The organism is Rhodococcus sp. FW305-130 (assembly GCF_058788335.1).
In genome coordinates this window covers 71,983-97,368 of the sequence record NZ_JBYTAP010000007.1, presented here as the reverse complement: position 1 = coordinate 97,368, position 25,386 = coordinate 71,983, and the positions used below count along the sequence as shown (strand labels likewise).

Below are 25,386 nucleotides of genomic sequence, written 5' to 3'. Positions count from 1 at the left end.
TTGGCAGATTACGTCCCGGCCACAGATCTACGACGCAGACGGTGTCTGAGATGTTTTTGTGCTGCCCGCGCGACCGAGCGAGTCGAGAGATACTGCTCGGCGGGTATCAACCGGGAACCGAACAAGTAGAACCTTTGGGCTTCGTCGTGGTCATGTGTGGCCGCGGAGATGAGCAGACGTTCGATCGCGGTGAACTTTCGCCCACCGGCGTAACCGCTCATGTAATCGATGTGTTTCGTCATACTCGCTCTGGCACTGCGGTATTCGGCCAAGGCAGCGTTCACGTTCCGATGCGAGTCGAGTGTGTGTGACGTCGTCTCCGTCAGCATTTGGGCGGTCGCGTCGACCAGCATCTGAGCGGTCTCCAGTGCCCACGAGCATCCGATGCCCCATAACGGGTCGTTGGTTGCCGCGGCATCGCCGATGAGTGCGAACCCGTTACCTACCGGGTCGGTGAGGATTGTGGAGAAGTGTTTGGTACCAACGATCTTCCCGACGATGTGCTCTCGGCGAACTGGCGGAGCGCCGGGTAATGCGTTGGCGTACGCGAGGAAAGCAGTAGACAGGTCGTCAGTGAACGGGCCGAGCTTGTCGAGGGCAGGGAAGACGACCAGCACGCTGATTCCGCCGTCGTTGGGGAGCAGATAGGCGACGTCGGGATCCATGAACCACGACAATGAAGATTCTCCGTCGGGTCGTTCGAGTCCGGAGAGTTGAGCGAAGTAGCTGAAGCGCCCGTTGGACGCACTCACCGAGTCGCAACGCGCGGATCGTGCGACGGTCGAATCCTTGCCGTCTGCTCCGACGGTCAATCGTGCTTCGACAGTGAAGGCCGAACCCTGTTCGGTGCCGTAGACGCCTGCAGTAGTGCCGTTCTTGGTCAGTAGTCCGGAAACGCGATGTCCGAGAAGAAGGTCGACGTTCTGGTAGTCGTTCGCGAGTTGGCGCAGGAGGGGGTCGAGAGTTTCCCTTCGGACGTTGAATCCAGGCGGCGGTGAGTTCTCTGCAGCATCAGGGGTGATCATTCCCCACGGGGTCCAGAATTTCGGAACGGTTTCCACCATTCCCAGGGCGAGCAGTTTTTCCGTGGCGCCGAGTCGTTGCAAGATCGGGGCACCGCAGGGTTGTAGGTGGTGAGTGCACAGGACTTTGTGCGCCCGGATGTCGGAGCGAGCGTCGAGAAGCGCTATCCGCAGACCTTGCTGGGCGTACATGATTGCGGCCGCGCATCCCGCGATGCTCGCGCCGACAATCACAACGTCATAGTTTTCCCGTGCCTTCGAAGTCACTCGATCAGTTTAATGCATAAGGTTATAACTTAAATTTTACTGGATTTAGTCATCGTGTTCGGGCGTTAAGTCCCGAACTGCAGCCCGGATGGACTGTTCACGAAGCTCGTTCTCTCTGCGCAGTTCACGACGCCGACGACCGGCCTCGAATCGCTGCCTCGCGATTGTTCCGGTCGGCCGGAGTTGGGGTACCTCGGCCGGTTTTCCGTCGCTGCCCATTGCGACCATCGTGAAGTAGCAACTATTGGTGTGTCGAGATTTTCCGAGAAGAATGTCTTCGGTTTCGACGCGTATTCCGATTTCCATCGAGGTGCGCCCGGTGTAATTGACGGAAGCGCTGAACGTGACGAGTTCTCCGACATGCACCGGTTCGCGGAACACCACACGATCCACCGACAGGGTCACGACGTACGTCTGGGCGTATCGACTCGCGCACGCATAGGCGACCTGGTCGAGAAACTTCAGAATCGTTCCGCCGTGAACGTTGCCCGAAAAATTGGACATGTCCGGCGTCATGAGGACGGTCATGGACAACGTTTGTTTCGATGCTTGCTGCGATGCTTGCTTCAATTCGGGCAGGGAGTTCGATTCGGACATCGAGCGGGCCTCTTCGGGTCGGTGGACGGTGAAGAGACCGTATCCGGCCAAAAGGGTTACCCGCGCGTTCGGAAGAGCGCGGTGTCAGAGTTCGGGACAGTGCCAACGTGGAGGATGTATTCGCTGGTGGCGACGGGGCCTGTCGCACTCGACCTGAGATAGGGCTCGAGCGTCGAGCGGAGATGCGCTGACATCGAAGCCCAATTCCCGGTGCTTCGAACGGCCTCGCGAAAGTTCTTCAACGCCGGTGCCTGGTCGCACAGTTCCTCGACGGGATCCGATTCGGCTGGTAGTTCCCACTCGAGCAGGTGGGAGGCCGAGCTCACCGACTCCAATCCGGCTGCCGCCTTCTCGAATTCGCTCGAGCTCGACCATGTCGTCGGTAGTGGTGTGATGCCATTCCATGCCGAGGCGGCCTCCCGGCGGAGTGCTGCTGCCCACCCGTTCTCCGACCACGTTGCGACGCAGATCTTTCCGCCTGGCCGGGTCACCCGCATCATCTCTGCGAGGGCAATCGAGGGGTCGGGGCAGAAGATGATCCCGAAGATGCTGACGCAGGCGTCGGCACTCGAATGCGGCCAGGGTAAAGACTGCGCATCGCCGATCGTGAAGGTGGGTTGGGTAGTGCCGGGGTGGGGAATCCAGCGTTTGCGTGCGACCTCGAGCTGGCTGGCGGAGAGGTCGAGTGCGTGGACCGTCATGCCTGACTGAGCCGCCGGGAGCGCAAAGTTCCCGGTTCCGGCGCAGACGTCGTACACCGTGCTCACATGCCCGATCGTGCGCAGTGCCTCCGTCGATGCCGGTGAGAGTTGCTCGGCAAGAGGCGAATACGTCGTACCATTCCAGTTTCCCTGATTCACGCCAAGCTCCTTTCGACTGCGTCGATGACCGTATCGAGCGCTGCGCCCGCCGCGCGCGCTGCTTCGTCGGGGTTGCGTTCCTCGATGGCTGCGATCAAGGGTCGGTGCTCGTCGACGTGGAAACCTGGACCGACACTGACGGCGGACAGCGAATCCGTCACGGCGGCAAGGACTCCCCGGTAGACGTCGATCAGTGCGGAATTGTGGGACGCCTCGACGATCGAAAGGTGCAGGGCCATGCCGGCTTCGACAGTGAAGCCGCCGACGTGACCGGGGTGGGCATTCCAGGCTGCATGTATCCGCGCGAGATCTTCGGGGGTATGGCGCTGCGCTGCAAGTCGCGCGGCTTCGACCTCGAGTCCGCGTCGCAGGCTCAGTACGTCGAGAACGTCACCTCTGGCGAGCCTGCGCCCGAGTAGTCCTTCGACCGGCGACGCCGCCATGACGTACACGCCGCCACCATGACGAACGGACAGAACTCCGGCGTGTGCAAGCGCCCGTACCGCTTCGCGCATGGTGTTTCGGGCGACTCCCAATTCCTCGACCAGTGCGGTCTCCGGCGGGAGTTTTGATCCGACGGGCCATCGACCGGTCGATATCGCCTCCTCGATCGCTGCAGCGACGATGTCTACCTTGCGTCCGGAGTCGGACATGTGTGCCACCTCGGGTAAGTGAGTCAATGACTTTGTCCGAGGTTAGCGTGCTCTCACGAGTGGGTCAATGACTTGGGAATTATCCGCGCACGTCCAGGCTGCGGGCGTAGTGCTCCTTGAAAACCTCGAGATGCGCCCATGATTCCAAGCCGCTGACACCGTCGATGCCCCGGATTCGCTCGGACAGGGCATGGAGGTCGTTGGACGAGTTGGCGGCGACCGTCGCGATCACGTCGTACCGTCCCAGGGTCCGCGCGAGGAATTCGATTCCGGGCAGGGACTCGATCTCCGATACCGCGTTGTCGTCCCGTGAGCCCAGATTGACGCCGATGCCCATCGCCAGCGTCCGGCCACCACCTCGCCGCTTGACGACAGCGCCGACGCGCAGTGCCGTGCTCGCGATCAGGTGATTGACGCGATTGCGCACAGCGCTCGGCGACAGGCCGGTGTGTTCGGCCAGCTCGAGAAATGGCATGCGCCCGTTGCGTTCGAGCAGTTCGATCAAGGTGACGTCCGTCGAATCGAGTCGGATGTCGGCTTGTAAAGCGGTTTCGGGCATGAAGATTCCCTTGATGACGTCGACGTAGACCAGCGTGCTCACGGATCTGACGCCACGCTGTGAGCGGAGTTCGGCGATGGCGCGGTACAGATCGTCGTGGCTGGGCACCCGAAGTTCTGCGATCACGTTGTACTGCCCGCTGACTGCCGAGATGTAGACCGCAGCCTCGGATCCGATCAACGCGTCCAGTACCGGGGTCATCGGTCCGGACACGGCGATCGACACGTGTGCGAGTGCCTTCAGGCCGAGAAGTTCGGGGTGTGCGACGGCAACCACGGACACCGTTCCCGAGTCGAGTAGTGCCTGCACCCTGGTGGACACTGCCGCGCGTGGGGCATCGACCGCCACGGACAGTTCGCGGTACGTCGCTCGCCCATTGCGTTGAAGAGCAGCTATGAGCTTGGAATCGAGATCGACCGTCATGGATGCCCCAACTTTTCCAGAGATTTTTCTGTATGAGCTTCCTATTAGAACAGTCGCATGTGGGCATAGATGATGTGGATAAGTGCAGAAATGCTCGAAAACTTGTACAAAAAAGTTGTGTACCACCTGGTCTGAAACTTTGATGCATTGCATAGCTCCAGGTCAGGGCGTAGTTTTCGCTCAACACGCAGTGACCTGCACCACCATCTCGACGAAGGACCACCATGCGCAAGTTGCACACGCACGAAGCCTCGCCGCTCGACGCCACCGCCACGATCTTCACCGGCGCCAAGATCCACACCGTTGACGACAGCACGGCGGGAGCCGAAGCGTTCCTGGTGTTCGGAAACCGCTTTGCCGCGGTGGGGACACTCGAGGAATGCCGCACGGAGGCGCGACGCCTGAGCACTCGCACGACCGCGGTGGTCGAACTCGACGGCGCCACCGTCGTCCCCGGATTCGTCGATCCGCACGCACACCCGTTGATGTACGGACAGATGCTCAGCTGGGTGGACTGCGGGCCGGAGAAGGCGCACTCGATTCCCGGAATCATTGCCCTGCTTCAGGAAGCGGCACTCACAGCTCCTGCAGGTGTCCCGATTCGCGGATACGGCTATGAGCACCGCAACCTGATCGAAGGGCGTCATCCGCTCAAGGAAGAGCTCGATCAGGTGGCCACCGATCGCGAGGTCTACCTCATGAACGCGAGCGGTCACGGCGGCGTCGTCAACTCCTTCACTTTCGACAAGCACGGCATCGATGCGAGCACTGAGAACCCGGCCGGTGGCGAGTTCTTCCGAGACGCAGACGGCGAGTTGACGGGCGAGCTGTCCGACGCCGCGTGCAACATCCTCACCGGTGTCAACGGTGTGAAGGTCGGCCATCACGGACCCAACTTCCATCTCGAGGACGAGCCGGAAGAGCACCTTCGCCAGCTGTCGGTCGCTCAGGACAAGTTCCTGGCCGGCGGCGTCACCACCATCGGCGACTGCCAGGTGACGCGTCGTGAATTCGACATGTACCTGCGTCTGGCCGAGCAGGATCAGCTCAAGACGCGTGTCAGCATGTACATGCTCAGCCATCTCCTCGATCACGTCATCGACACGGGAATGCATGGCGCCTTCGGCAATTCGCGGCTCGCGTTCGGCGGCATCAAGTTCTACGCCGACGGCACTCTCGGCGGCTGGACCGCGTACTTCCCCGACGGCTACGTGGGCGACCCGTGCCGCACCGGCCAGCTCTACCATGAGCCGGCGGACTACTCGGAGCTCATTGCCAAGGCACACTCCGTGGGTCTGCAGACCGCCACGCACGCACAGTCGCCGACCGCCATCGACATGGTGCTCGACGCCATCGAAGCAGCGCAGAAGGCTCACCCCGACGCCGACGCGCGTCACCGCATCGAGCACTGCGGACTCCCGACGGCCGAGCAGATCGCCCGGATGAACCTGGCCGGTGTCTACCCGGTGAACCAGCCGCAGCACTACTACAACTGGGGTGAGGGCGTCACCGCGGCGATCGGCACTCCGGGCGAGCGGTTCAACCCGCTCGGGGAGTTCATCGCTGCCGAGGTTCCCGTGACCATCAGCTCCGACGCCCCGGTCGCAGAGCCCAAGCCGCTCGAGGCCATTCAGGCGGCCGTCACTCGTGTGACGCGTCAGGGCCATCAGCTCGGCTCCGATGCACTCCGCATCTCCGCCGACCAGGCACTGCAGGCTCACACGCTCAACGGCGCGCGTGCGCTGGGTCGTGAAGCGGAACTTGGCAGCATCTCGGTCGGCAAGCGGGCCGACTTCGTGATTCTGGGCGCGGATCTCCTCGAGGTTCCGGCCGACGCGATTGCGCAGATCGAGGTCCGGGAGACCTGGATCGACGGCGAACTCGCACATTCAGGTTATAACCACCTATTGTCGAGCACTTCGACCACCGAGGAAAAGTAATGAACCGAGAGCAACAGATCGTGAAGGCCCGCAAGGCGGGATTTGCAGCCTTCGTCGGTACAACCATCGAGTGGTACGACTTCTACGTCTATGCCACGGCAGCCGCCCTGGTGTTCGGTGACATCTTCTTCCCGCCCGGAACCGATCGCCTGACCGGCGTTGCGGCGGCGTTCGCGACGTACGCCGTCGGGTTTTTCGCCCGCCCCCTTGGTGGAATCGTGTTCGGCCATGTCGGTGACAAGATGGGCCGACGCACCGCCCTTGTTGTCACCCTGACGCTGATGGGTGCAGGAACATTCCTCATCGGCATGTTGCCCACGTACGCGTCGATCGGGTTCTGGGCGCCGCTGCTGCTGGTCGTGCTCCGCTTCGTCCAGGGCTTCGCCGTTGGCGGCGAATGGGGTGGCGCAGTCCTGATGGCCGTCGAGCATGCTCCCGAGGACAAGAAGACCTTCTACGGCGGATTCGCTCAGCTGGGCAACCCGGCCGGCGCCCTTCTTGCCACCGGTTTCTTCAGCATTCTCTCCACCTTCGGCGACGACGCTCTGCGCGAGTGGGCCTGGCGTCTGCCGTTCCTCTGCTCGGCACTGCTGATTCTGGTCGGCTTGGTCGTTCGCTTGAAGGTCGAGGAGTCCCCGGTCTTCGAGTCCGAGGTGAAGTCCGCGGACGTCCCGGAGATGCTGCCGCTCAAGTACGCGCTGGTGACCAACTGGCGTCCGATCATCCTGGGCATCGGCATTTTGCCGGTCGCAGTCGGCGGCTACTACCTCGTGACGACCTTCATCACGGCATACGCGACCGACCCCGACGTCGGCTTGTCGGAGACGCTGATCCTCAACGCGCTCAGTGTCGCTGCAGTGGTCGAGTTGATCGCGACCCTGGGCGTGGCGTGGCTCGGCGACAAGGTGGGGCGCGTCCGCGTGGTCATCTGGGGTCTTGCTGCGGTCGCAATACTCGCAGCGCCGCAGTTCCTGGTGCTGAAGTCCGGATCCGTGTTCCTGATCTTCCTGACGTTTGCGGTCATGCGACTGGTGCTTGCTGCCACGTATGGTCCGATCGCCGCCGTTCTCTCGCAGATGTTCAAGCCGCAGGCGCGCTACACGAGCATCTCGTTGGCGTACCAGGGTGCCGGCGCGATCTTCGGCGGATTGTCTCCGCTGGTCTCGACGCTGATGTACAAGGCAACCGGCAGCATCTGGCCGGTCATCGCACTGCTGATCGGCATGTGCATCCTGAGCATCGTCTGCCTGCTCTTCGCTCCGCAGCATGTGGACGAGGCGACGGATACCGACGACGTCCGGCAGGACCTCAACAAGGAATCGGCCTCCGCCTGACTGCCGAGAATCGGCTTCCGCCTGACTGCCGAGAATCAGCTTCCGCCTGACAACTGAAAATACGAAGCTGGGGCAGTACACGATTTCCGTGTACTGCCCCAGTTGTCGTTTCAGGTCAGTTGTCGTTCAGCGACTGTTACGCGCCGACGAGATGGCGGTGAAAGTGATCGCTGCGTCGGTGGGCCTGGCTGAGATTCCTGATCTCGCGAAGCCAGAAGTGAGACGCCAGAGCGTTGTTGCTTCCGTAGCCGGTGCCGGAGGTGTCCTCGTCGATCAAGGCGACAAGCGCCTTGATCAGGCTGGTGACCTTGAGGTTGTTGGTCTGAGAATGTCGTACCAGCAGGTCGGCGGCTTCGTCGGTGCTGCAGCGGTAGAGCGTGCAGACAATTTCGAGAGCCCGTTCGCGGAGACGGCCCGAATTGGTCGGGATCCGTAGTCCGTTTGTCGGGACACTGTTCGTCTGGTTGTTCGTGTCGTCGGGGTGAATCATGGTGTTGTACAAGGTATTCCTTTGAACCACATGGGTTTTGGACCCGTGCGGTGTGTAGCGCATGTTGATACTGGTGCAGTCGGTACGCGATTGGCGGCGGACTCTGTCGGAGCCTTCGGCCTGGTCAACAATCTGCGGGACTGATGAAAGTGCGTAGTGATCAAAGGCGCGGATTTGCACCGAACTGGAAGTCTGCCCCTGGAACGAATATTGGAACTGTCGTTCCGGGCGAAGCGACCGGCTGCCTGACTGACGGCTGCCCTCTGATAAGCCCACCGTACGTCATGGAGTTGGTTTCAGCTAATCCTTTTGCGGGCGATCATGCTCACAGTAGGCGGTTTCACCTGCTCAAGGAGTGTTTACGTGATCGATTATTGCTTGCTTGGTGATAGCCCAGGCGTTGGTTGTCGGGTTGCCGAAGTCGCCGTGGCCGACGCCGGGTAGTTCGATCAGATCGACCACGTCACCTGCTGCTCGTGCGGCACGGGCATAGCGCCGGCTCTGTTCGACCGACACGACCTTGTCGCCGAGTCCGTGGATCGCCGTGACGGGGAGCCCGGTGGGGAGATGTTCGATCGGTGACGCGATGCGGTAACGGTCAGGGTGATCGACCGGCATGCCGCCCAGAAGATTTCGAACAAATCGATCTTTGCCCGCGGTTGCGGCGAGTGTCATGTCGAAGACGCCGGCCATGATCGTCGCCGAACGAATCGGCACGGTGAGGTCAGGCGCGGGAGCATCCGTGTCCTGTTGTGGTCGCGACGCGACCCACGCGGCCAGTTGTCCGCCCGCGGAGTATCCGGCGATGTGCACGCGACCCAAATCCAGTCGCCCGGAGGCCTTTTCCTGAACGATGCCGGCAAGCGCGTTGGTCGCCGCAACGGTATCGGCGAGAGTAGTCGGCCAACCGCCCTGCCCACCTATACGTCTGTATTCGATGTTCCAGACCGCAATTCCGTAGGGGGTCAGCGTTTTTGCCCACGCACCCGCGTACTCCAGATTGCTCTTCTGCGCCCAGCCGCCGCCGTGGATCAATACGACGACTGGCAGGTCACCGTCCGATCCGGGTGGAAGATACAGATCGCCGAAAGCATCTGCGGCAGCGGCGTAAGCGATGCGTACCGCAGGGACATCGCGGTCGAGACCGGTGGCGCTGGCGACCGAGATCACGAGCGTGAAGATGCAGACGAGCGCTACGGCGAGGTACCTGGCCAAGCGGTCGCGGGAGCGGTGCGCGATGGCTTGATTCCTCTCGGTCTGCGACGGACGATTGTCAGGAAATCAGTCTATCGGTGCCGAGTGAATTCATGGGGTGAGCGAATTTGCGGTGCTTGCTCGTATTCGTAGTTCGCTACGGGTGTGGGTCGGCGCAGAGGGTTCGTCACCGTCGATCAGGGCGAGCAGTGCATCCACCGCCAAAGCTGCTTGTTCTTCGGGGAAGAAGTCGACGGCGGTGATCGGGGGATCGGAGATCAGTAGAGCGGGCTCGTCACTGTCCTGGGCGATCAAGATACTTCCGGGAATTGACAGGCCGAGATCGAGCGCCGCTCGTGCAGCGGCGGGGGCGCAACCGAGGATGACCGAGAGAATCGCGTCAGGGGGATTCTCGGATGTCAGTGCTTTGTGAGTCGCCCCGTATGCCGCGGAGACGAGTTGTTCGACGGAATTGACGCCCTCGAACGACGCCAGGTCGTCGGTGGCTCGGGGCGACACGCCGTGGATGCGGCACCATTCGAGGTAAGCGATGGTCGTTGCGCGAGTCCATGCCGAATCCATTCCGGGATTGAGGACAAGGATATCCGTTGCGCCCTGTTCGGTGAGGTGGTTCAAGAGCGTTTCGGTCGTGGCGAAGAGATCCGGCGAAATACTCCATCCGAATTGCTCAGGGTTGCCGGGACCCACTACGACAGAAGGTATTCCGAGTTTCTTCAAGATGTCGACGCGAGGGTCGTGCATCATCGGGTCGACGACGATCACACCGTCCATCTCGATGCGACGCAGTCCGTTCGGGTCTTTCATCGACGGCAACAACAGGAGTGAGTGATCGGCGTGGAACGCTGCCTGTGTGGCGGCGGTCGCCACACGGCCGTACCAGTCGAAGTTGAGGTACTCGGCCGAGGAAGGCTCGTCCGGAGCCGGGAGCATCAACCCGAGGGTGGCGGTTCGACCCGAGCGAAGGTTTTGTGCTGACCGATTGGCTCGGTAACCCAAGCGATCCGCAACCTCTTGAACACGCGCCCGGGTGGCAGAGTCGACTCTGCCCTTGCCGTTGAGTGCGTAGGAAACTGTGGACACGGCGACGCCGGCGGCTGTCGCGACATCGCGAAGCGTCGGGACGTTCGGCGTGATCATCGGGGTCGCGTCCTCTAGTTGCTGGGCGGTTTCTACTCAAGAGTAACGCCCAATCGTTTCGGCAGGGGGAACCTGGCGGACGATTGTTCAGTCGAAGAAATTGCGCCGAATCGTTTCATCAAAGCTATTGACTATGCCGAAACGTTTCGGCACGCTCGTAGAACACCGGGACAACTTCGAGTGAAATTCGGTCGACCTCGGGCACCCTCATTCCCAGTCCATGCGCCTAAATACGACGATCCACGGAGTTACCCCATGAGAGAGAAAACCCGTCCACGTCGCGCGGGTGCTGCTGCCGCGTGGTCGGCCACTGGTGGTTTGGTCGAACGGCCGGGATTGATTCCGGGTGCACCTGAGATCTGGGTCTACGCAGACAAGTTCTCCTACTTCGCCGGCGACACCGTCTCGGTGCGGGTCCACACCACCGCTGACGAATACGACATCGAGGTGGTCCGTGACGGCGCGCGCCCACAGAGCATCGTCAAGTACATCGGGCTACCAGGCAAACAACAGTCGACGCCGGACGACGCCTATGCGACCGGGTGTGATTGGTCGGAATCCGTTGCCTTCACCGTTGCACCGAATTGGGCTTCGGGGATGTACCTGATCCTGGTTCGAATGCGCCACGAAGGTGTGGTCGTCGAACGTGAGGGCTTCTTCATTGTCAAGGCACGTGAACCCGAGCACGCTGACATGGTCCTCATCCACACCACGAGCACGATGTTGGCCTACAACGACTGGGGCGGAGCCAACAATTTCCGTGGTGCCCCGGACGGTTTCGGCGACGTGGCGACACCGATTTCGTCGACGCAGCGTCCCATCGCGCGCGGGATGTTGCGCAAACCCGAAGGTGCAGCGCGAAACATTCACACCGATATGCCGGGAATCGGATGGGTTCCGCGGCACCCGCCGTACGAATGGGCTTGGGTGAACGGATACTCGCGCCATCACGCCGACGCATTCTGGGCGACGTACGAACGCCCGTTCACGGTGTGGGCGGAGGAGCAAGCGTTTCTCGTACACCACATCACCCAGCACGACCTACATGAGGATCCTTCAGCGCTGCGCGGATATTCGTGTGCAGTCGTCGTCGGTCACGACGAGTACTGGTCGTGGGAAATGCGTGATCGTCTCGACGCATTTGTCGAAGGAGGAGGCGGCCTGGCGCGATTCGGCGGGAACTTCCTGTGGCAGGTACGCATCGAAGGTGACGCGCAGATTTGTTACAAGAACCCCTTCGACGATCCCATACGAGAAGTAGACCCCACCCGCGTCACCACGGCATGGGATTCCCCCGAGATTGCTCGGCCGGGCGCGTGGACGATGGGTTTGACCGCGATGGCGGGGGTGTACAACCGTTACGGTGCAACAACTCCGAGGTCATCCGGCGGCTTTACCGTATACCGGCCCGATCATTGGGCATTGAACGGAACCGACCTGTATTACGGTGACAACTTCGGAATCGCGCCGGTCTGTATTGCCGCCTTCGCAATGGACGGTGCGGACTACACGTTCAGGAAGGGTCTGCCGTACGCCACCGGTGTCGACGGTGCACCAGAGGATCTGGAAATCATCGCAATGGCGCCGGCAGTATCGGGGTCACGGGACAACTGGAACGGCACCGCTCCGATTGGTGTGCCCTTCGCCGAGTTGTCGGGAATCTTCGAAAGTGCCTATGGGAGAGAACTCCCCGAGCATCTGCGCGAGTTCGAATACGGTTCGGGAATGGTGGCGACACATCAGCGCGGTCTCGGAACCGTTTTCAATGCCGGGACGACCGAGTGGGTCAGTGGACTGATTCACCGGGATCCTTTCACCGAACGAATAACCGCAAACGTACTGAATCTGTTTGCTGCGCAACTGTCGAGTTTCACTGAGGAGACAAACTGACGGCGACGACCAGCGGTAGAGTTTGTTGCCCCGAGGATGATGGCGAAAGAGGATCCATACGTACGTATGTATGGAGATCTGAAATCGACTTGACCAGGGTTTTTAATCCAAACTACCGTAGTCTTCGCCGTTCAGTTGGATGACGGGTGAGTGTGGGGAGCTGCCGAACTTTGGCAGTCACGTGCGGATCTCCACGATCAGATCCGCACGTGACCTGGCCGCTGCGATTACGTCGGCGTTCGGTTGATCCACCCGCCTCACCCAGTCCGCGGCCGCTTCGGAACTCCTCCCGAAGCGGCTGTGGCGTTTCACCAACCGCTGCGTGCGTGTCGCCTCCGGAACCTCGAGGTACCAGACGGTGTCGATCGCCGCTCGTACTTGTGGCCAGCTGCCGTTTGGTAGGAGGAGGTAGTTTCCCTCGGTGACGATCAACGGTGTTCGAGGCTCGACAGCGGTTGCGCTGCCGATTGATTCGTCGATCTCGCGATCGAAGACGGGCGCGTACACAATGGAGTCTGCCGATCGGAGGCGGTGTAGAAGCGCCGCGTATCCGTCGGCGTCGAAAGTTTCCGGAGCGCCTTTTTGTCCACGCCTGCCGAGTCGGTCGAGTTCCCGATTGGCAAGGTGAAAGCCGTCCATCTCGACGACGGTGCACAGTGAGTCCAGTTTCTGCGCAATTGCCTGTGAAGCCGTCGATTTCCCGGCTCCAGGGGCTCCCGCGATGCCGAGGATGTATCGGCCGTTGTCGGTGATCAGTGAAGCGGCGCGTGAGGCAAGTTGATCGAGCGTCAGCGAGACGGTCGGCGGTGAGGTTCTCACTTGTTGCTCCGATCAGTCCGAGGTCCGGTGGATCGAGGGTACGCCGGAGGTCTTCAACCGTTGACAGTCTGAATGGACTGTGAAACTGTGAGCCATGCCACTCGAGAGACTGGAGGTGTGACCGTGACCCTGCGTGACGCGCAGCGCGAAGCCACGCGCCACCGGATTCTCGATGCGGCAACGGATTTACTGATAGCGGACGGGTATTCGTCGTTGACGACGCAGTCGGTTCAAACGGCTGCCGGAGTCAGTCGGGGCGCTCTCCTGCACCACTTTCCGAATATGCAGGAGCTCACTGCCGCGTTGGTGTCGAATATCGTCGTGCGGAACGAGGCGGCGGTGAGGTCGGCGATGTCTCGACAAGACCCGTCGGTGGATACGATCGAGAATTCGATCTCCGCTTTGTATTCGGCGTTGACTCAGCCGCCGTTCCAAGCGGAACTCGAACTGTGGTCGGCGGCTCGGACGGATCCGGTGTTGGCGGAGGTTCTCCGCGAATCGGAGCGCGTCGCCGGGCGGGATTTGCAGCGAGTTGTCCATGACGCGTTCGGGCCTGAAATTGTTGCTTCCGAGAACTATTCGCAAATTGCAGATCTAACCGTGCTGATGCTCCGTGGTTTGGCGTTGTCCCGGGCGGTACACAAGAGCGATGCCTCTGCGCGTCGTTCGATCAGTCAATGGGCGGGCGTCGTTCGCCTGCTGCTCACCCAGAACTAGCGCAACTCGTTTCGTTCGAGATGCGCTCGATCGACAGGACCGATGATGACAGATTTTGCGACCCTGAAATACGAGACCTCTGGTGGTAAGGCGTACATCACCCTGAACCGCCCCGATCGGCTCAACGCAATCGACGATCGGATGCCGTCGGACATCCGAAATGCAGTTGCGGCGGCCAATGACGACGACGACGTTCGCGTGATCATCTTGCAAGGCGCAGGCAAGGCGTTTTGCGCCGGGTACGACCTCAAGAAGTTCGCCGAAGGAGATCTCGACGGAAAGTGGAATCAAGGCCCGGTGTGGGACCCCATCAAGGACTTTCGGGGCATGAAGCAGAACACCGATGACTTCTTCACCCTCTGGCGATCGCTCAAGCCGACCATCTGCAAAGTTCAGGGTCATGCAGTCGCAGGCGGAAGCGATATTGCGCTGTCCTGCGACATGCTGATCATGGCTGACGACGCCCGCATCGGATACCCGCCTGCTCGCGTCTGGGGTTGCCCGACCACAGCTATGTGGGTGTACCGCCTCGGGGCGCAACGCGCCAAGCGAATGTTGTTGACGGGAGACACCATTGACGGTGTCACCGCCGCCGATTGGGGATTGGCGCTCGAATCGGTGCCGGCCGACGAACTGGACGCTGCGGTGGAGGCGTTGGCGGATCGCATCGCCGGTGTCCCGCTCAATCAATTGGCAATGCAGAAGATGATGATCAATCAGGCGTACGACAACATGGGGTTGCAGGGCACCCAGGTACTGGCAACCCTGTTCGACGGAATTACGCGTCACTCGCCGGAAGGGCGCTGGTTCAAGGATTTTGCCGAACGCGACGGATTTCACGCCGCGGTGCAGTACCGCGATTCCGGCCGCAAGATTCCAGACGGAGGCGGGCCGCTTCCCGAATCCGACACCCCTTCCGAAAAGAAAGTGGATGTGAGATGAGCAGTGTTCTCGAAACGTCGTACTTCCCCGCGGACGTGTCGGACCCGATAGTGGAACAAACGGTCGGCGGGCTGCTCCGAGAGTGCGCCGCGGACTCGCCGAACCTGATTGCAATCCGAGAAGTGGTTCCGACGCAATCGCATTCGTTGTCCGGTGCCTCCGAGACGGATCGCACCTGGACCTTTGCGGAACTCCTGGGTGAAGCGGAGGGGTGCGCGCACTACCTCTTGTCGCAGTTCGACCGCGGCGACCGGATAACGGTCTGGGCTCCGAACATTCCGGAGTGGATGATTCTGCAGTACGGCGCCGCGCTTGCCGGAATGGTTCTGGTGACTGCCAATCCGGCATTGGGTGCGGAGGAATTGGCGTACGTCCTGTCGCAGTCCCAGTCCCGCGGGCTCTTCCACACCGGAAAGTTCCGCGGCGGCGACATGGCAGCGGTGGCATCCGAGGCGATTTCGATTGCGGGAGCAGAAGTTCTGGCAGTGAACTTCGAGGACTGGGATCGTCAGGTTCGAGGTTGGGCCGGCGAACGGGGCGCACTGCCGGAAGTCTCTCCTGACGACAATGCGCAGATCCAGTACACGTCGGGAACCACCGGAGTTCCCAAAGGTGCGCTGCTGCATCACCGAGGACTGGTCAACAATGCCGATTTCGTCAGTCGGAGAGGTCAATTCCCCGAACGGGGTTCGGTGGTCTCGGCGATGCCGCTCTTCCACACCGCTGGGTGCGGCATCCTGGTCCTCGGCGCCGCACAGCGAAGAATGTCCATCGGTCTGATCCAGTATTTCGACCCGACTGCGGTTCTCGATGCGGCGGAACGCTTTCGGGCCGACGTGGTCAGTGGAGTTCCGACTATGCTGATCGCGATGATCAACGACGCCAGCTTCGCGAGCCGCGATTTCTCGGCCTGTTCGGTGGTCGTGTCGGGTGGGTCGTCGGTCCCGCCCGAACTCGTGAGCACGGTGGAATCGGCCTTCGGTGCGGGGTTCAGCATCGTCTACGGACAAACCGAGGCGAGCCCCGTGATCACGCAGACCAGCCCCGCCGACACCCCCGAAGACAAATCGGAGACGGTCGGTCTCGCGTTGCCGCAGGTCGAGGTGAAGATTTCCGACGTGGTGACCGGGGACAGCGTGCCACTCGGCGAACAAGGTGAGATCTGCGCGCGCGGGTACCTCGTCATGACCGAATACTTCCGCAACCCGGAGGCTTCGGCCGCCACCGTGGACAAGGACGGTTGGTTACATACCGGCGACTTGGGGACGATGGATCAGCGTGGATACGTCCGGGTGACCGGCCGGCTCAAGGACATGATCATCCGCGGCGGGGAGAACATCTATCCGCGAGAGGTCGAGTCCGTGATCTTCACACATCCGAAGATCCTCGATGTGGCGGTCGTGGGTGTGCCTGACGAGGTATGGGGCGAGCGGGTGGTTGCCGTCATCAGGTGGAAAGACGAGTCCGACCAGCCGACCGCAGCCGAACTGGTCGAGTTCTGCACCGAGCGACTGGCACGCCACAAAGCACCCAAGGAGTGGTTCAGTGCAGAAGCATTTCCTCTGACCGGCTCGGGCAAGATTCAGAAATATCGAATTGCAAGCCTGGTCGGCGAGGGCGCCTACGGCGTCGTCAGCTGACCCGAGCGGATAGCACGTCGGAGCGATTCTGTCTGGGTTATCCCCGTAAATCGCTCCGATGTGCCCTGTTTATCCTGGTGGCGTGAGTTCATCTTTCGGTGAGACCGGACACAAAGCCACCTCCAGCCGCATCCGCGCCACAGCCTTTGCGTCGAAGGTGATGCCCGCGTCCGACGCTGTGAAGTTCATTCACCCCGGCGACACGGTCGCGATCAGCGGTTTCGCAAGCGCCGGTACTCCCAAGGTGATCATTCCGGCACTGGCCGAGCGCATTCACCACACCCGCGGCAACGGATCGAACTTCACGATCAATCTCCTGACCGGTGCTTCGGTGTCCACCGAGACCGAAAGGCTGCTCGCCGAGGTCGACGGAATCGCGCTGCGTATGCCGTATCAGTCCGAGGCCACCGCGCGTCGCCGCATCAACGACGGTCGCATGGACTACGTCGACATCCATCTCTCCCACGTTGCTCAGCAGGTGTGGGAGGGCTACTACGGCAACGTCGACGTCGCGGTCGTCGAAGTCGCCGGTATCACCGAATCAGGTGAACTGATTCCCTCCGCGTCGATCGGCAACAACAAGACGTGGCTCGACGTCGCAGACAAGGTCATTCTCGAAGTCAACTCCTGGGTGCCCGAGGCGATGGAAGGCATCCACGACGTCTACTACGGCACCGCGTTGCCGCCGCATCGCAAGCCTCTCGAGATCACCCGCGTCGAAGACCGGATCGGCCAGACGACATTCCGAGTGGATCCCGCGAAGGTTGTGGCCGTTGTCGAGACCGACTGCCGAGACAGCGCGAGCCCTCTCACTGCACCCGACGCCGTCAGTGAGGCGATCGCCGGCCACGTCCTGGAATTCTTCGACTTCGAGGTGCGCGCCGGACGGATGCCGGCGGATACCTTGCTTCCGCTGCAGGCAGGCATCGGCAATGTTGCCAATGCGGTCCTCGGCGGTCTCGATCGGGGGCCGTACCGCGGCCTGACCTGCTACTCCGAGGTCATCCAGGACGGGATGCTCAAGCTGATCAAGGACGGAACCGTCGCGCATGCGTCGTCGACGGCCTTGGCGCTCACCGACGAGGGCATCGAAGAACTGACCGCGAACATCGACTTCTACCGCAACCACATCACGCTCCGCCCGCAGGAAATCAGCAACCACCCAGAGGTGGTGCGCAGACTCGGAATCATCGCCATGAACGGCATGCTCGAGGCCGACATCTACGGCAACGTGAACTCGACGCACGTCATGGGGACGAAGATCATGAACGGAATCGGCGGCTCGGGAGACTTCGCTCGTAACGGCTACGTGTCCATGTTCTTGAGTCCGTCGACGGCCCGCGGGGGTGAGATCTCGGCGATCGTGCCGATGGTTCCGCACGTCGACCACACCGAGCACGACACGCAGGTGTTGGTCACCGAGCAGGGGTTGGCCGATCTGCGCGGTCTGTCTCCGCGGCGACGCGCGCGCCTGATCGTCGACAACTGTGCTCACCCGGAGTTCCGGCCACTGCTCCGCGATTACATCGCTCGCGCCGACGCTCAGCCGGGCGCGGGGCAGACGCCGCACATCCTGGGCGAGGCATTCTCGTTCCATCAGCGGTACATCGACACGGGTTCGATGCGCCTTTCCTGACGCCGGGCAATTCCGCTGACAGTGAGAGAATGCGAGGGTGAGCCGAACCGGGGTACCTGACGACGCCATCCGCCGGGTTGCCGCGGCAGGGGCGGACGACGCCGGTGGCCTACCCGTCGAGTTGCTGGGTGATTTCCTGGACGTGCTCAGCGATGCTGTCTGTGAAGGAAAACCGCTGCAGCGTCGTCAGCTGCATCGTTTCCGCGCCCGTGGTGAAGAAGCGGCGCAGCAGGGTGTTGCCCTGCGAGCCTTGCTCGATCTTTATCTCTCCTCGGCTTGGCGCCTGTGGAGTGAGCTCCCCGCTGTTATTGCGGCACAATCGGATCCGACTGCCGTCGTCTCGGCCGGCGAAGTCATGCTCCGCGCCGTCGACGATGCCGTCGCCGAACTGGCCGAAGGATTTCAGTTGGCCAGGCGTTCTCTGGTCCGCTCGCAGGTATCGGCACGCCGTGAGTTCGTCGACGACCTGTTGACCGGTGGAGCCGATGTCGTCGGATTGTTAGGTCGTGCTTCGGGATTCGGGCTCCATCTCAGCGGTCCGCATGCCGTCGCGGTCGTGACCGCGACGCGCGAGTTCGCCGACGACAATCCCTTGGTGCGGGCCGTCGAACGTGCCGTGCTCGGCAGCAAGGGTGACGCCGACGCGTTGGTTGCCAGCAAGAGCGGCAAACTGGTCGTCGTTTTCGCGGCGCCGGACCGTGATGCCGTCGACCACGTGCTGGCGGGTATTCGGTCGGCTCTCGGACCGGGAACCGATGACGACGGGCGAGTTCAGTTGCAGCGGCGTGCTTTGGACGGCACCTGGCAGATCGCTGTCGGGCGCCCTCGCACCACTGCTTCGGGCGTCGTGGCGTCGTACCGGGAGGCGCTCGACGCACTGGACCTGGCGCAGCGCCTGTCGTTGACCGCACCGATCATCGATGCTCGTGACCTGCTGGTCTACCGCGTTCTGGTCAACGACAGGCCGGCGGTCACCGACCTGATCCACACCCTGCTCACGCCGCTGCTCGAGGCGCGTGGCGGCGCTGGGCCGATGATCGACACCCTGCTCGCATACTTCTCCGCCGGCGGCAATACGGCAAAGACCGCCCGAGACCTGCATTTGTCGGTCCGGGCGGTCACGTACCGCTTGGACCGTATCCGTGAACTCACCGGCCAGAACGTCAACGACCCCAACGACAGCTTCGCGCTCCACGCTGCCGTGTTGGGCGCGAAGTTGCTCGACTGGCCGGCCACGGAGCTGGCCTGATCAGCTGGTGCGCGCCCGTTCCTCGTAGGCAGCACGGGCGGCGGTGTCGACGTCGCCGAGAAACTGCGTCTCGACGCCGAACAGTCGGCTCAATGCCTCGTAAGGCCGTCGGGGTACGAAACCCTGTGCCTGGACAAGCAGTCCGGACACTCGCGTAATGCGCACGCGTGGTCGAGGTTTGGTGATCAAGCCGACGATTGCTTCGGCGATTTCCTCCGGCTGAACCTCACGGAAACCCTTCATTCCCGAAGTCCCGGAAGTGAGTTGGGTGTTGGTGAGCGTCGGCAGTACGGACGAGACGTTCACTCCGGTGCCACGAACTTCCTTGCGGACAGAATCGGTGAAGCCCAACACCGCATGCTTGGCGCCGCAGTACGTCGACAAACCGGGGCACGGGAGTTCGCCGGCAAGCGAAGCGATGTTGATGACGTGTCCACGTCCGCGTGGAAGCATCCGTCGCAGTGCGAGTTTGGTTCCCGTGATCACGCCGAGGACGTCGATCTCGATGATGCGTCTGGTCACGGTGTCGTCCTCGTCGACGATCCGTCCGACCGGCATGATGCCCGCATTGTTGACCAGTACGTCGATCGGGCCGAGTTCACCTTCGACGGTGTCGAGGAAGTCGAAGAACGACGCGGGGTCGGTGACGTCGAGACGCCCGAACGTACGGATGCCCAAATCTTTTGCAGCCTGCGCGAGAGTGGCTTCGTCGATGTCGCCGATCGCGACCCTCGCGCCCAGGCTGATGAGCCGTTTCGCGGTGGCGTATCCGATGCCCCTGGCGCCACCGGTGATGACCACTACCTGACCGTCGAAAGGCTTGTTCATATCGCGAGCGTCTCCAAAAACTAGAGGGATGGGATTGCAGTGACGTAAATCTGCAGCGACGTGAAACTGCAGTGAGATGTGATTGTGGACCAGTTGAAGTTGGGTAGATAGGCCTTGTTGGCCGAACCAAGGCGATAGATTTATGACTAAGTCACAATTCGGGGAGGCGCCATGGAAACATCGGAGTTGGACGGCTGGATTGCGAATCTCGCACCCATCTATCTCCAGCCGGAGGTGATCGACGGTTTCGTCCAACGCATCGACGACGCCATTGCCGAGGCCAATCCCGAGGTAGCGGCTGATCGGGAGCTACGACGCGATGTGGATGCGAGCACCGCGGCGCAGCTCCGCGTCATCGTGGCGGCGATCGCGGGCGGTTCCCAAGAGGTCACGCCGCCGGCGGAGTCGGTTGCGCTTGCACTCACCGTCGCTCGGCGCGGTATGGATCTTCGGGTCCTGCTCAAGATCTACGGCACCGGACGCCTCGCGATGCTGGGTTTCGTCGACGAGTCGATAGAAGCACTCCCGATAGGTCCGGAACTCAAACGCGCACTTCTGGTTCGAGTGTGGGGTTCGGCGATGAGATGGCTGGAAGTGACCACCGAATTGTTGGTCGCGACGTACGCGAAGGAGCGGGAGAGCTTGGCGCGCGGCGCTTTTGCGCGTCGGTCCGAGACGGTGCACGCGATTGTCGCGGGCGAAGCCCTTCACTCCGACGAAGCGTCCCGGATCCTGGACTATCCGATGCGGCGCCACCACACGGCGTTTGTTCTCTGGACGGACGACACCGACCCGGCTGCAGACGTATTGGCGCGGTTGGACTCGTACGCCCGTACCTTTGTGGACGAGTCCAATGGCGAGCGTGTTCTGACTTTGCCTTCGGGCGCGCGTGAGCTGTGGTCGTGGGTCGCGCATTTCGACGGCCAGGAGTGGGCGTCACATGTTGATGCCCGGCATTCGGATCTTCGCGTTGCAGTGGGAGCGAGCGGTTACGGAATGGAAGGATTCGCTCGCAGTCATCGCGAGGCGCTCGCCGCGCAGCGCGTGGCGGTCCGTTCCGGGGGCTCGCCGGGTATCACCGTCTACGAGGATGTTCAGGTTCCCTGTCTGCTCACCGAAGATCTGGGCGAACTGCGTGAGTTGGTGGCTCGGGAACTGAAAGGCCTGGCCGGCGCGGACGGCGTCACGACGCGCATCCGTGACACCGTCCGGGTCTACTACGAGAACAACTGCACCGCGGCCGCTACTGCCGCAGCCCTCGGCCTGCACAAGAACACCGTGCGGTATCGACTCGATCAGGCCGAAAAGCTACTGGGTCGCAGCGTCGACCAGCGTCGGCTGCCGACGGAGTTGGCCCTCATCGCACTGGAGAGCTACGGAGCCACCATCGCGCCGGCGCCGTGATTCGCTACTGCATGTCATCGAGTCCGGGGAGCGAGTAGCCGGAGTTGTCATCCCAATCTGCGGGGGTGTCGTCGAGTGAAACGTCCCAGTCGGCGTCGGGCACCGCTCGCCGGAGTTCGGTCAGTGCGTTGAACCAGTAGACGAGTGACGGAATCACCTCGGTCGGATCGCTCGAGATCTTGGTCGAGCCGTTGAGCAGAGTGTTGGGGATATCCGACGGGTAGAGGTCCAGGACCTCGTAGTCGAACGGAAATTCGTCGTTGTGGACGGCGATGAGTCGGTCGACTTCGGCCTTCTCGTCGTCGGTCAGCGGTGTGGAGCGGACGGCGGAGTAGTACAACGAGGTGCTCATGTTTGCCAGGCTAGAACAAGTTGCCTTCCAACGGCGGTTTCGGATGCAACACCTTTAGATTGCATGATCTCGGCAACTTTAGATACAAAAGTCGTCGATATTTCGACAGGGATGGATAGAAGTCGGCAAGGAACACTGGAGAAGACGGCGAGACGGCCGTCCGAACCCAGTGAAGGAGCTCCCCGTGACCGCAGTCATCAGTGCCATTCGGGTAGGTGGTCAGCGATGAACGTTCCCATGTGGGCGTGGGCCGCGTTCGCCGCAGTCATCGTCGTCATGTTGCTCATCGACTTGCTCGCCCACCGCGGCGCGCATGTCATCGGCTTCAAGGAAGCGGCCTGGTGGAGTGCACTCTGGGTCGGTTTGTCTCTCGTGTTCGCGGTGGTTGTCACCCTGACCTTGGGGGTGAACTCGGGCGTCGAATTCACAACAGCCTGGCTGTTGGAGAAGAGCCTCTCGGTCGACAACCTCTTCGTGTTCGCCCTGATCTTCGGTTACTTCAAGGTGCCCCGTGAGTACCAGCACCGTGTGCTGTTCTTCGGTGTCATCGGCGCCCTGATCTTCCGCGGAATCTTCCTCGCTGCCGGCGTTGCCGTGGTCAGCAAGTTCACGGCCGTGCTGTTCGTCTTCGCCGCCATTCTGCTCTACAGCGCTTACAAGCTGCTCAAGGACGACGACGAGAGCTTCGATCCGGGTACGTCGCTGGCAGTTCGCCTGCTGCGCAAGATCATGCCGGTTCGCGAGGAGTACGCGGGAACCAAGTTCTTCGTCAAGGAAGCCGGAAAGCGCGTCGCAACACCGCTGTTCGCCGTCGTCGTCGCCATCGAAGCCGCCGACCTCGTGTTCGCAGTCGACAGCGTCCCGGCAGTCCTGGCAGTGAGCGACGACCCGTTCATCGTGTACTCCAGTAACGCGTTTGCGATCCTGGGTCTGCGTGCCCTGTACTTCCTGCTCTCGGGTCTGCTCGAGAAGTTCCACTACCTCTCCAAGGGTCTGTCGATCATCCTCGCCTTCATCGGCGTGAAGCTGATCATGCAGGCCAGCCACAAGGTGATCAGCACGTCGATCCCCGAGATCCCCTCGCTGGTCAGCCTCGCGGTGATCATCGTGGTCTTGGCAGGCTCGATCATCCTGAGCCTCAAGAAGCCGCTACCGCAAGAGCCTGAGGCCGAAGAGGTTGCGTCCGGTGATGCACCGGTCGACCTCGAGAAGACAGGCCCGAATGGGGGCGTCGAGTCTTCCGACATCGCGCTTGCTGCCGGCGAGCACGACGACGATGACGACAAGGTGGATGCTCGCAGTAGGAGCTGACGCCTGATCGGCTGAACTAATCGAAAAGGGAGACCACACAACGAGGTGTGGTCTCCCTTTTCGTTTCTCACGACTTCTCGTAACCAAACAGACCACTGATCGGGAAGGTGTGTTCTCACTCGGCCGCGCGCGATCTACCTTGGCGGATGCCCGACGTCCGAGATCAGGAGTGCACATGACAATTCACGCGGAAGTCATCACCATGCTGGCCACGCTCAACGCCGCATTTCCGGATGTCACCAGCTTCGAGCCGTCGGAGTTACGTGCTCTGCTTCGGAATCGACGCGCCCCGTTGGAGCGGCTTCCCGATTTGCGTACGGTCGAAGACCTCGCAATCGAGGGCCCCGGTGGAGATCTGGCGATCCGCGTCTACCGCCCGCACACTTCCTCCGACGCCATACCGCTGGTCGTCTTCGCTCATGGCGGAGGCTTCGTGTTCTGTGACCTGGACAGCCATGACGAATTCTGCCGGTCCATGGCAGAAGGGGTTGGCGCCGTCGTCGTCTCCGTCGATTATCGTCTGGCCCCTGAGCACCCCGCGCCGGCAGCACACGACGACGTCTACGCCGCATTGGAGTGGGCGGCGAAACACGCGGCACAGTACGGCGCAGACCCGAGCAAGATAGTCCTTGCCGGCGACAGCGCGGGCGGCAATCTTGCTGCGACAGTTGCCATCGCCGCCCGCGATCGTGGGGGGCCGGCGGTTGCGGCGCAGGTTCTCATCTATCCGGTGATCGACGACGATTTCGACACCGAGTCCTACCGTCTCTACGGTACCGACCACTACAACACGACCACGGCCATGAAGTGGTACTGGGACCAATATGCTCCCGAACGCCGAGATGACGTGCGGGTGATACCCACTCGGACAGAGTCGTTCGCTGATCTTCCCGCGGCTGTTGTCGTGACAGCCGAGCTGGATCCGCCGTGCTCGTCCGGTGACGAGTACGCGAAACTGCTTGCCTCGGCCGGCGTCCCCGTGCAGCATCATCGCTTCGACGGGTTGTTTCACGGGTTCCTCACGATTCCGTCATTGTCGCTCACAGAGCCGGCACGCCAGAAAGTTTGGGCGATGATCCGCGAGGTATCAGCCGCCGCTCGATAGGATCTCGTCACCCAGTTCGCCGAAGGTATGGCAGATTCTTTCGCGCACAATGACTTCGGTGCATTCGGGATCGAACCATCGATCAACGACGCCCCAGTGGATCGGATGATCGAGGTATTGGGTCTGCAGTGATTCGAGGTCGGTGAACTCCTGCTCCCACACATGGGTCCACGGTGCTTCGTCACATGCAGGTGTTGCGCCGGTCGCCGCACTCACCCGACTGAGTCGCCAGGCAGCGATCGAGGAGATATGCCCGGGCATCTTCAGCAAGTCGCTTTCGAAGCGTTCGATTTCGTCCTCGGAGGTAGTGGGTTCAACGCGAATCAGCAACGCTCGATACACCCCGTTCGGGCCCGTGGCGCGCGAGCGACCCTCGGTTCCGGAAACGTACTCGGCGCCGTGAAAGCGTTCGATGGCATCGTGGTGAAGTTCGGCGTCGACGGAATCGCTATTGGCCCGCCACGAGGCTTCATTCGCGAACTGAAGATAAACGATCAGATCTCCGCCGTTGATGGCGCCGGGCAGAGTAGCGGTGACGAGATGGCGAACTGCGCCCGACGATTCTGCCACTGCCGCAATGGTGTTCACCGCATTCGCCCAGCCGTCCGAGTCCGTGCTGTCGGCAGCAAAAACAACCCTCGTGACGTTATACATCGGCCAGTGCCTCGACGTCGTCGGCAGCAGCCGCCATGGTGCGGCTACGTTCGCAGATGAGTGGTTCCATGGCATCCCACCACTGCCGAAGCGTGGTGTCGCCGCGACTCAGACGAGTCATTGCCCACCAACCGGAGGCTCCGTCGACGGTCCACGTGATAGTCACGACGTTGGGTTCGTACTCGGACCACAACGGCGGACTGACAAGTATGTTGTCGAGGGTCAGGCTGCGTCGCCGGGCGTTCGGCAGGTAGCCGGCACGCCATTCGTCGACGAACTTCTGCCCGCATCCGGGATTCGTGACGATCCGGTCGATCACGTAGAGAGTCTCACCTGCCATGT

Annotated in this window: 24 protein-coding genes; 11 read left to right on the top strand and 13 right to left on the bottom strand. The window is 61.7% G+C overall.

Going from position 1 to position 25,386, the window contains the following annotated elements; all coding sequences use genetic code 11:
- Positions 1–8 precede the first annotated feature (8 nt).
- The 5 genes from AC3WQS_RS21840 to AC3WQS_RS21820 form a co-directional block, all read right to left on the bottom strand.
- Complete coding sequence (locus tag AC3WQS_RS21840) at positions 9–1,289, bottom strand: NAD(P)/FAD-dependent oxidoreductase (RefSeq protein WP_020971174.1); 1,281 nt, start codon at positions 1,287–1,289, stop codon at positions 9–11.
- Between the two features lie 45 nt (positions 1,290–1,334).
- Positions 1,335–1,886 carry an acyl-CoA thioesterase gene (locus AC3WQS_RS21835; RefSeq protein WP_020909529.1) on the bottom strand — a complete coding sequence of 184 codons (552 nt, stop codon included), beginning with the start codon at positions 1,884–1,886 and terminating at the stop codon, positions 1,335–1,337.
- Positions 1,887–1,942: 56 nt separating this feature from the next.
- Positions 1,943–2,746 carry a class I SAM-dependent methyltransferase gene (locus AC3WQS_RS21830; RefSeq protein WP_492711763.1) on the bottom strand — a complete coding sequence of 268 codons (804 nt, stop codon included), beginning with the start codon at positions 2,744–2,746 and terminating at the stop codon, positions 1,943–1,945.
- Positions 2,743–3,399 (bottom strand): FadR/GntR family transcriptional regulator, encoded by a 657-nt coding sequence (locus AC3WQS_RS21825; protein ID WP_020909527.1) that lies wholly within the window; start codon positions 3,397–3,399, stop codon positions 2,743–2,745. Before AC3WQS_RS21825 ends, AC3WQS_RS21830 begins: the two co-directional genes overlap by 4 nt.
- Before the next feature lie 79 nt (positions 3,400–3,478).
- Complete coding sequence (locus AC3WQS_RS21820) at positions 3,479–4,381, bottom strand: Lrp/AsnC family transcriptional regulator (RefSeq protein ID WP_046379499.1); 903 nt, start codon at positions 4,379–4,381, stop codon at positions 3,479–3,481.
- A gap of 224 nt (positions 4,382–4,605) precedes the next feature.
- Here AC3WQS_RS21820 and AC3WQS_RS21815 point away from each other — a divergent pair, with 224 nt between their 5' ends.
- Complete coding sequence (locus AC3WQS_RS21815) at positions 4,606–6,321, top strand: amidohydrolase (RefSeq protein ID WP_020909525.1); 1,716 nt, start codon at positions 4,606–4,608, stop codon at positions 6,319–6,321.
- Positions 6,321–7,655: an MFS transporter gene (locus tag AC3WQS_RS21810; RefSeq protein ID WP_019745814.1), complete on the top strand. Its 1,335-nt coding sequence runs from the start codon at positions 6,321–6,323 to the stop codon at positions 7,653–7,655. The genes AC3WQS_RS21815 and AC3WQS_RS21810 overlap by 1 nt, the downstream gene beginning before the upstream one ends.
- 136 nt (positions 7,656–7,791) lie before the next feature.
- Here AC3WQS_RS21810 and AC3WQS_RS21805 read toward each other — a convergent pair whose 3' ends face one another.
- The 3 genes from AC3WQS_RS21805 to AC3WQS_RS21795 all read right to left on the bottom strand — a co-directional run bounded on the left by AC3WQS_RS21805 (position 7,792) and on the right by AC3WQS_RS21795 (position 10,497).
- Positions 7,792–8,157 carry an ANTAR domain-containing protein gene (locus tag AC3WQS_RS21805; RefSeq protein ID WP_029537179.1) on the bottom strand — a complete coding sequence of 122 codons (366 nt, stop codon included), beginning with the start codon at positions 8,155–8,157 and terminating at the stop codon, positions 7,792–7,794.
- A gap of 336 nt (positions 8,158–8,493) precedes the next feature.
- Positions 8,494–9,360 carry an alpha/beta hydrolase family protein gene (locus tag AC3WQS_RS21800; RefSeq protein WP_492711759.1) on the bottom strand — a complete coding sequence of 289 codons (867 nt, stop codon included), beginning with the start codon at positions 9,358–9,360 and terminating at the stop codon, positions 8,494–8,496.
- Positions 9,361–9,450: 90 nt separating this feature from the next.
- Entirely contained in the window at positions 9,451–10,497 is a 1,047-nt protein-coding gene (locus tag AC3WQS_RS21795) for a LacI family DNA-binding transcriptional regulator (protein ID WP_070385036.1), read from the bottom strand.
- Between the two features lie 255 nt (positions 10,498–10,752).
- Between AC3WQS_RS21795 and AC3WQS_RS21790 the strand changes: the two genes are divergently transcribed.
- Positions 10,753–12,387 (top strand): N,N-dimethylformamidase beta subunit family domain-containing protein, encoded by a 1,635-nt coding sequence (locus AC3WQS_RS21790; RefSeq protein ID WP_172932720.1) that lies wholly within the window; start codon positions 10,753–10,755, stop codon positions 12,385–12,387.
- 177 nt (positions 12,388–12,564) lie between these two features.
- Here the strand turns inward: AC3WQS_RS21790 and AC3WQS_RS21785 are convergent, their stop codons facing one another.
- Complete coding sequence (locus tag AC3WQS_RS21785) at positions 12,565–13,206, bottom strand: nucleoside/nucleotide kinase family protein (RefSeq protein WP_020909520.1); 642 nt, start codon at positions 13,204–13,206, stop codon at positions 12,565–12,567.
- 117 nt (positions 13,207–13,323) lie between these two features.
- On the opposite strand from AC3WQS_RS21785, the gene AC3WQS_RS21780 reads away from it, so the two are divergent.
- The 5 genes from AC3WQS_RS21780 (at position 13,324) to AC3WQS_RS21760 (ending at position 19,390) form a co-directional block, all read left to right on the top strand.
- On the top strand, positions 13,324–13,923 hold the full coding sequence (locus tag AC3WQS_RS21780) for a TetR/AcrR family transcriptional regulator (RefSeq protein WP_021331692.1): 600 nt from the start codon (positions 13,324–13,326) through the stop codon (positions 13,921–13,923).
- A gap of 45 nt (positions 13,924–13,968) precedes the next feature.
- Complete coding sequence (locus AC3WQS_RS21775) at positions 13,969–14,865, top strand: crotonase/enoyl-CoA hydratase family protein (RefSeq protein ID WP_241840798.1); 897 nt, start codon at positions 13,969–13,971, stop codon at positions 14,863–14,865.
- Entirely contained in the window at positions 14,862–16,505 is a 1,644-nt protein-coding gene (locus tag AC3WQS_RS21770; RefSeq protein ID WP_021345892.1) for an AMP-binding protein, read from the top strand. The genes AC3WQS_RS21775 and AC3WQS_RS21770 overlap by 4 nt, the downstream gene beginning before the upstream one ends.
- An 82-nt stretch (positions 16,506–16,587) precedes the next feature.
- Positions 16,588–18,141, top strand: a complete 1,554-nt coding sequence (gene scpC / locus AC3WQS_RS21765; protein WP_019745805.1) for a succinyl-CoA:acetate CoA-transferase ScpC — start codon at positions 16,588–16,590, stop codon at positions 18,139–18,141.
- Positions 18,142–18,178: 37 nt separating this feature from the next.
- Positions 18,179–19,390 carry a PucR family transcriptional regulator gene (locus AC3WQS_RS21760; protein ID WP_492711755.1) on the top strand — a complete coding sequence of 404 codons (1,212 nt, stop codon included), beginning with the start codon at positions 18,179–18,181 and terminating at the stop codon, positions 19,388–19,390.
- Here the strand turns inward: AC3WQS_RS21760 and AC3WQS_RS21755 are convergent, their stop codons facing one another.
- Complete coding sequence (locus tag AC3WQS_RS21755; RefSeq protein WP_019745803.1) at positions 19,391–20,218, bottom strand: SDR family oxidoreductase; 828 nt, start codon at positions 20,216–20,218, stop codon at positions 19,391–19,393.
- A 171-nt stretch (positions 20,219–20,389) separates the two neighbouring features.
- Between AC3WQS_RS21755 and AC3WQS_RS21750 the strand changes: the two genes are divergently transcribed.
- Positions 20,390–21,622 carry a PucR family transcriptional regulator gene (locus AC3WQS_RS21750; RefSeq protein ID WP_492711752.1) on the top strand — a complete coding sequence of 411 codons (1,233 nt, stop codon included), beginning with the start codon at positions 20,390–20,392 and terminating at the stop codon, positions 21,620–21,622.
- 4 nt (positions 21,623–21,626) lie between these two features.
- On the opposite strand, the gene AC3WQS_RS21745 is transcribed toward AC3WQS_RS21750, so the two are convergent.
- Positions 21,627–21,974 (bottom strand): hypothetical protein, encoded by a 348-nt coding sequence (locus AC3WQS_RS21745; protein ID WP_020909514.1) that lies wholly within the window; start codon positions 21,972–21,974, stop codon positions 21,627–21,629.
- A 225-nt stretch (positions 21,975–22,199) separates the two neighbouring features.
- Between AC3WQS_RS21745 and AC3WQS_RS21740 the strand changes: the two genes are divergently transcribed.
- Positions 22,200–23,285: a TerC family protein gene (locus tag AC3WQS_RS21740; RefSeq protein WP_019745800.1), complete on the top strand. Its 1,086-nt coding sequence runs from the start codon at positions 22,200–22,202 to the stop codon at positions 23,283–23,285.
- Positions 23,286–23,460: 175 nt separating this feature from the next.
- Positions 23,461–24,390, top strand: a complete 930-nt coding sequence (locus AC3WQS_RS21735; protein ID WP_031330713.1) for an alpha/beta hydrolase — start codon at positions 23,461–23,463, stop codon at positions 24,388–24,390.
- Here AC3WQS_RS21735 and AC3WQS_RS21730 read toward each other — a convergent pair.
- Both AC3WQS_RS21730 and AC3WQS_RS21725 read right to left on the bottom strand, forming a co-directional pair.
- Positions 24,373–25,044: a Dabb family protein gene (locus AC3WQS_RS21730; protein ID WP_387403454.1), complete on the bottom strand. Its 672-nt coding sequence runs from the start codon at positions 25,042–25,044 to the stop codon at positions 24,373–24,375. The two genes, AC3WQS_RS21735 and AC3WQS_RS21730, sit on opposite strands and share 18 nt — an antisense overlap.
- Complete coding sequence (locus AC3WQS_RS21725; RefSeq protein ID WP_019745797.1) at positions 25,037–25,384, bottom strand: hypothetical protein; 348 nt, start codon at positions 25,382–25,384, stop codon at positions 25,037–25,039. Before AC3WQS_RS21725 ends, AC3WQS_RS21730 begins: the two co-directional genes overlap by 8 nt.
- Positions 25,385–25,386 lie beyond the last annotated feature (2 nt).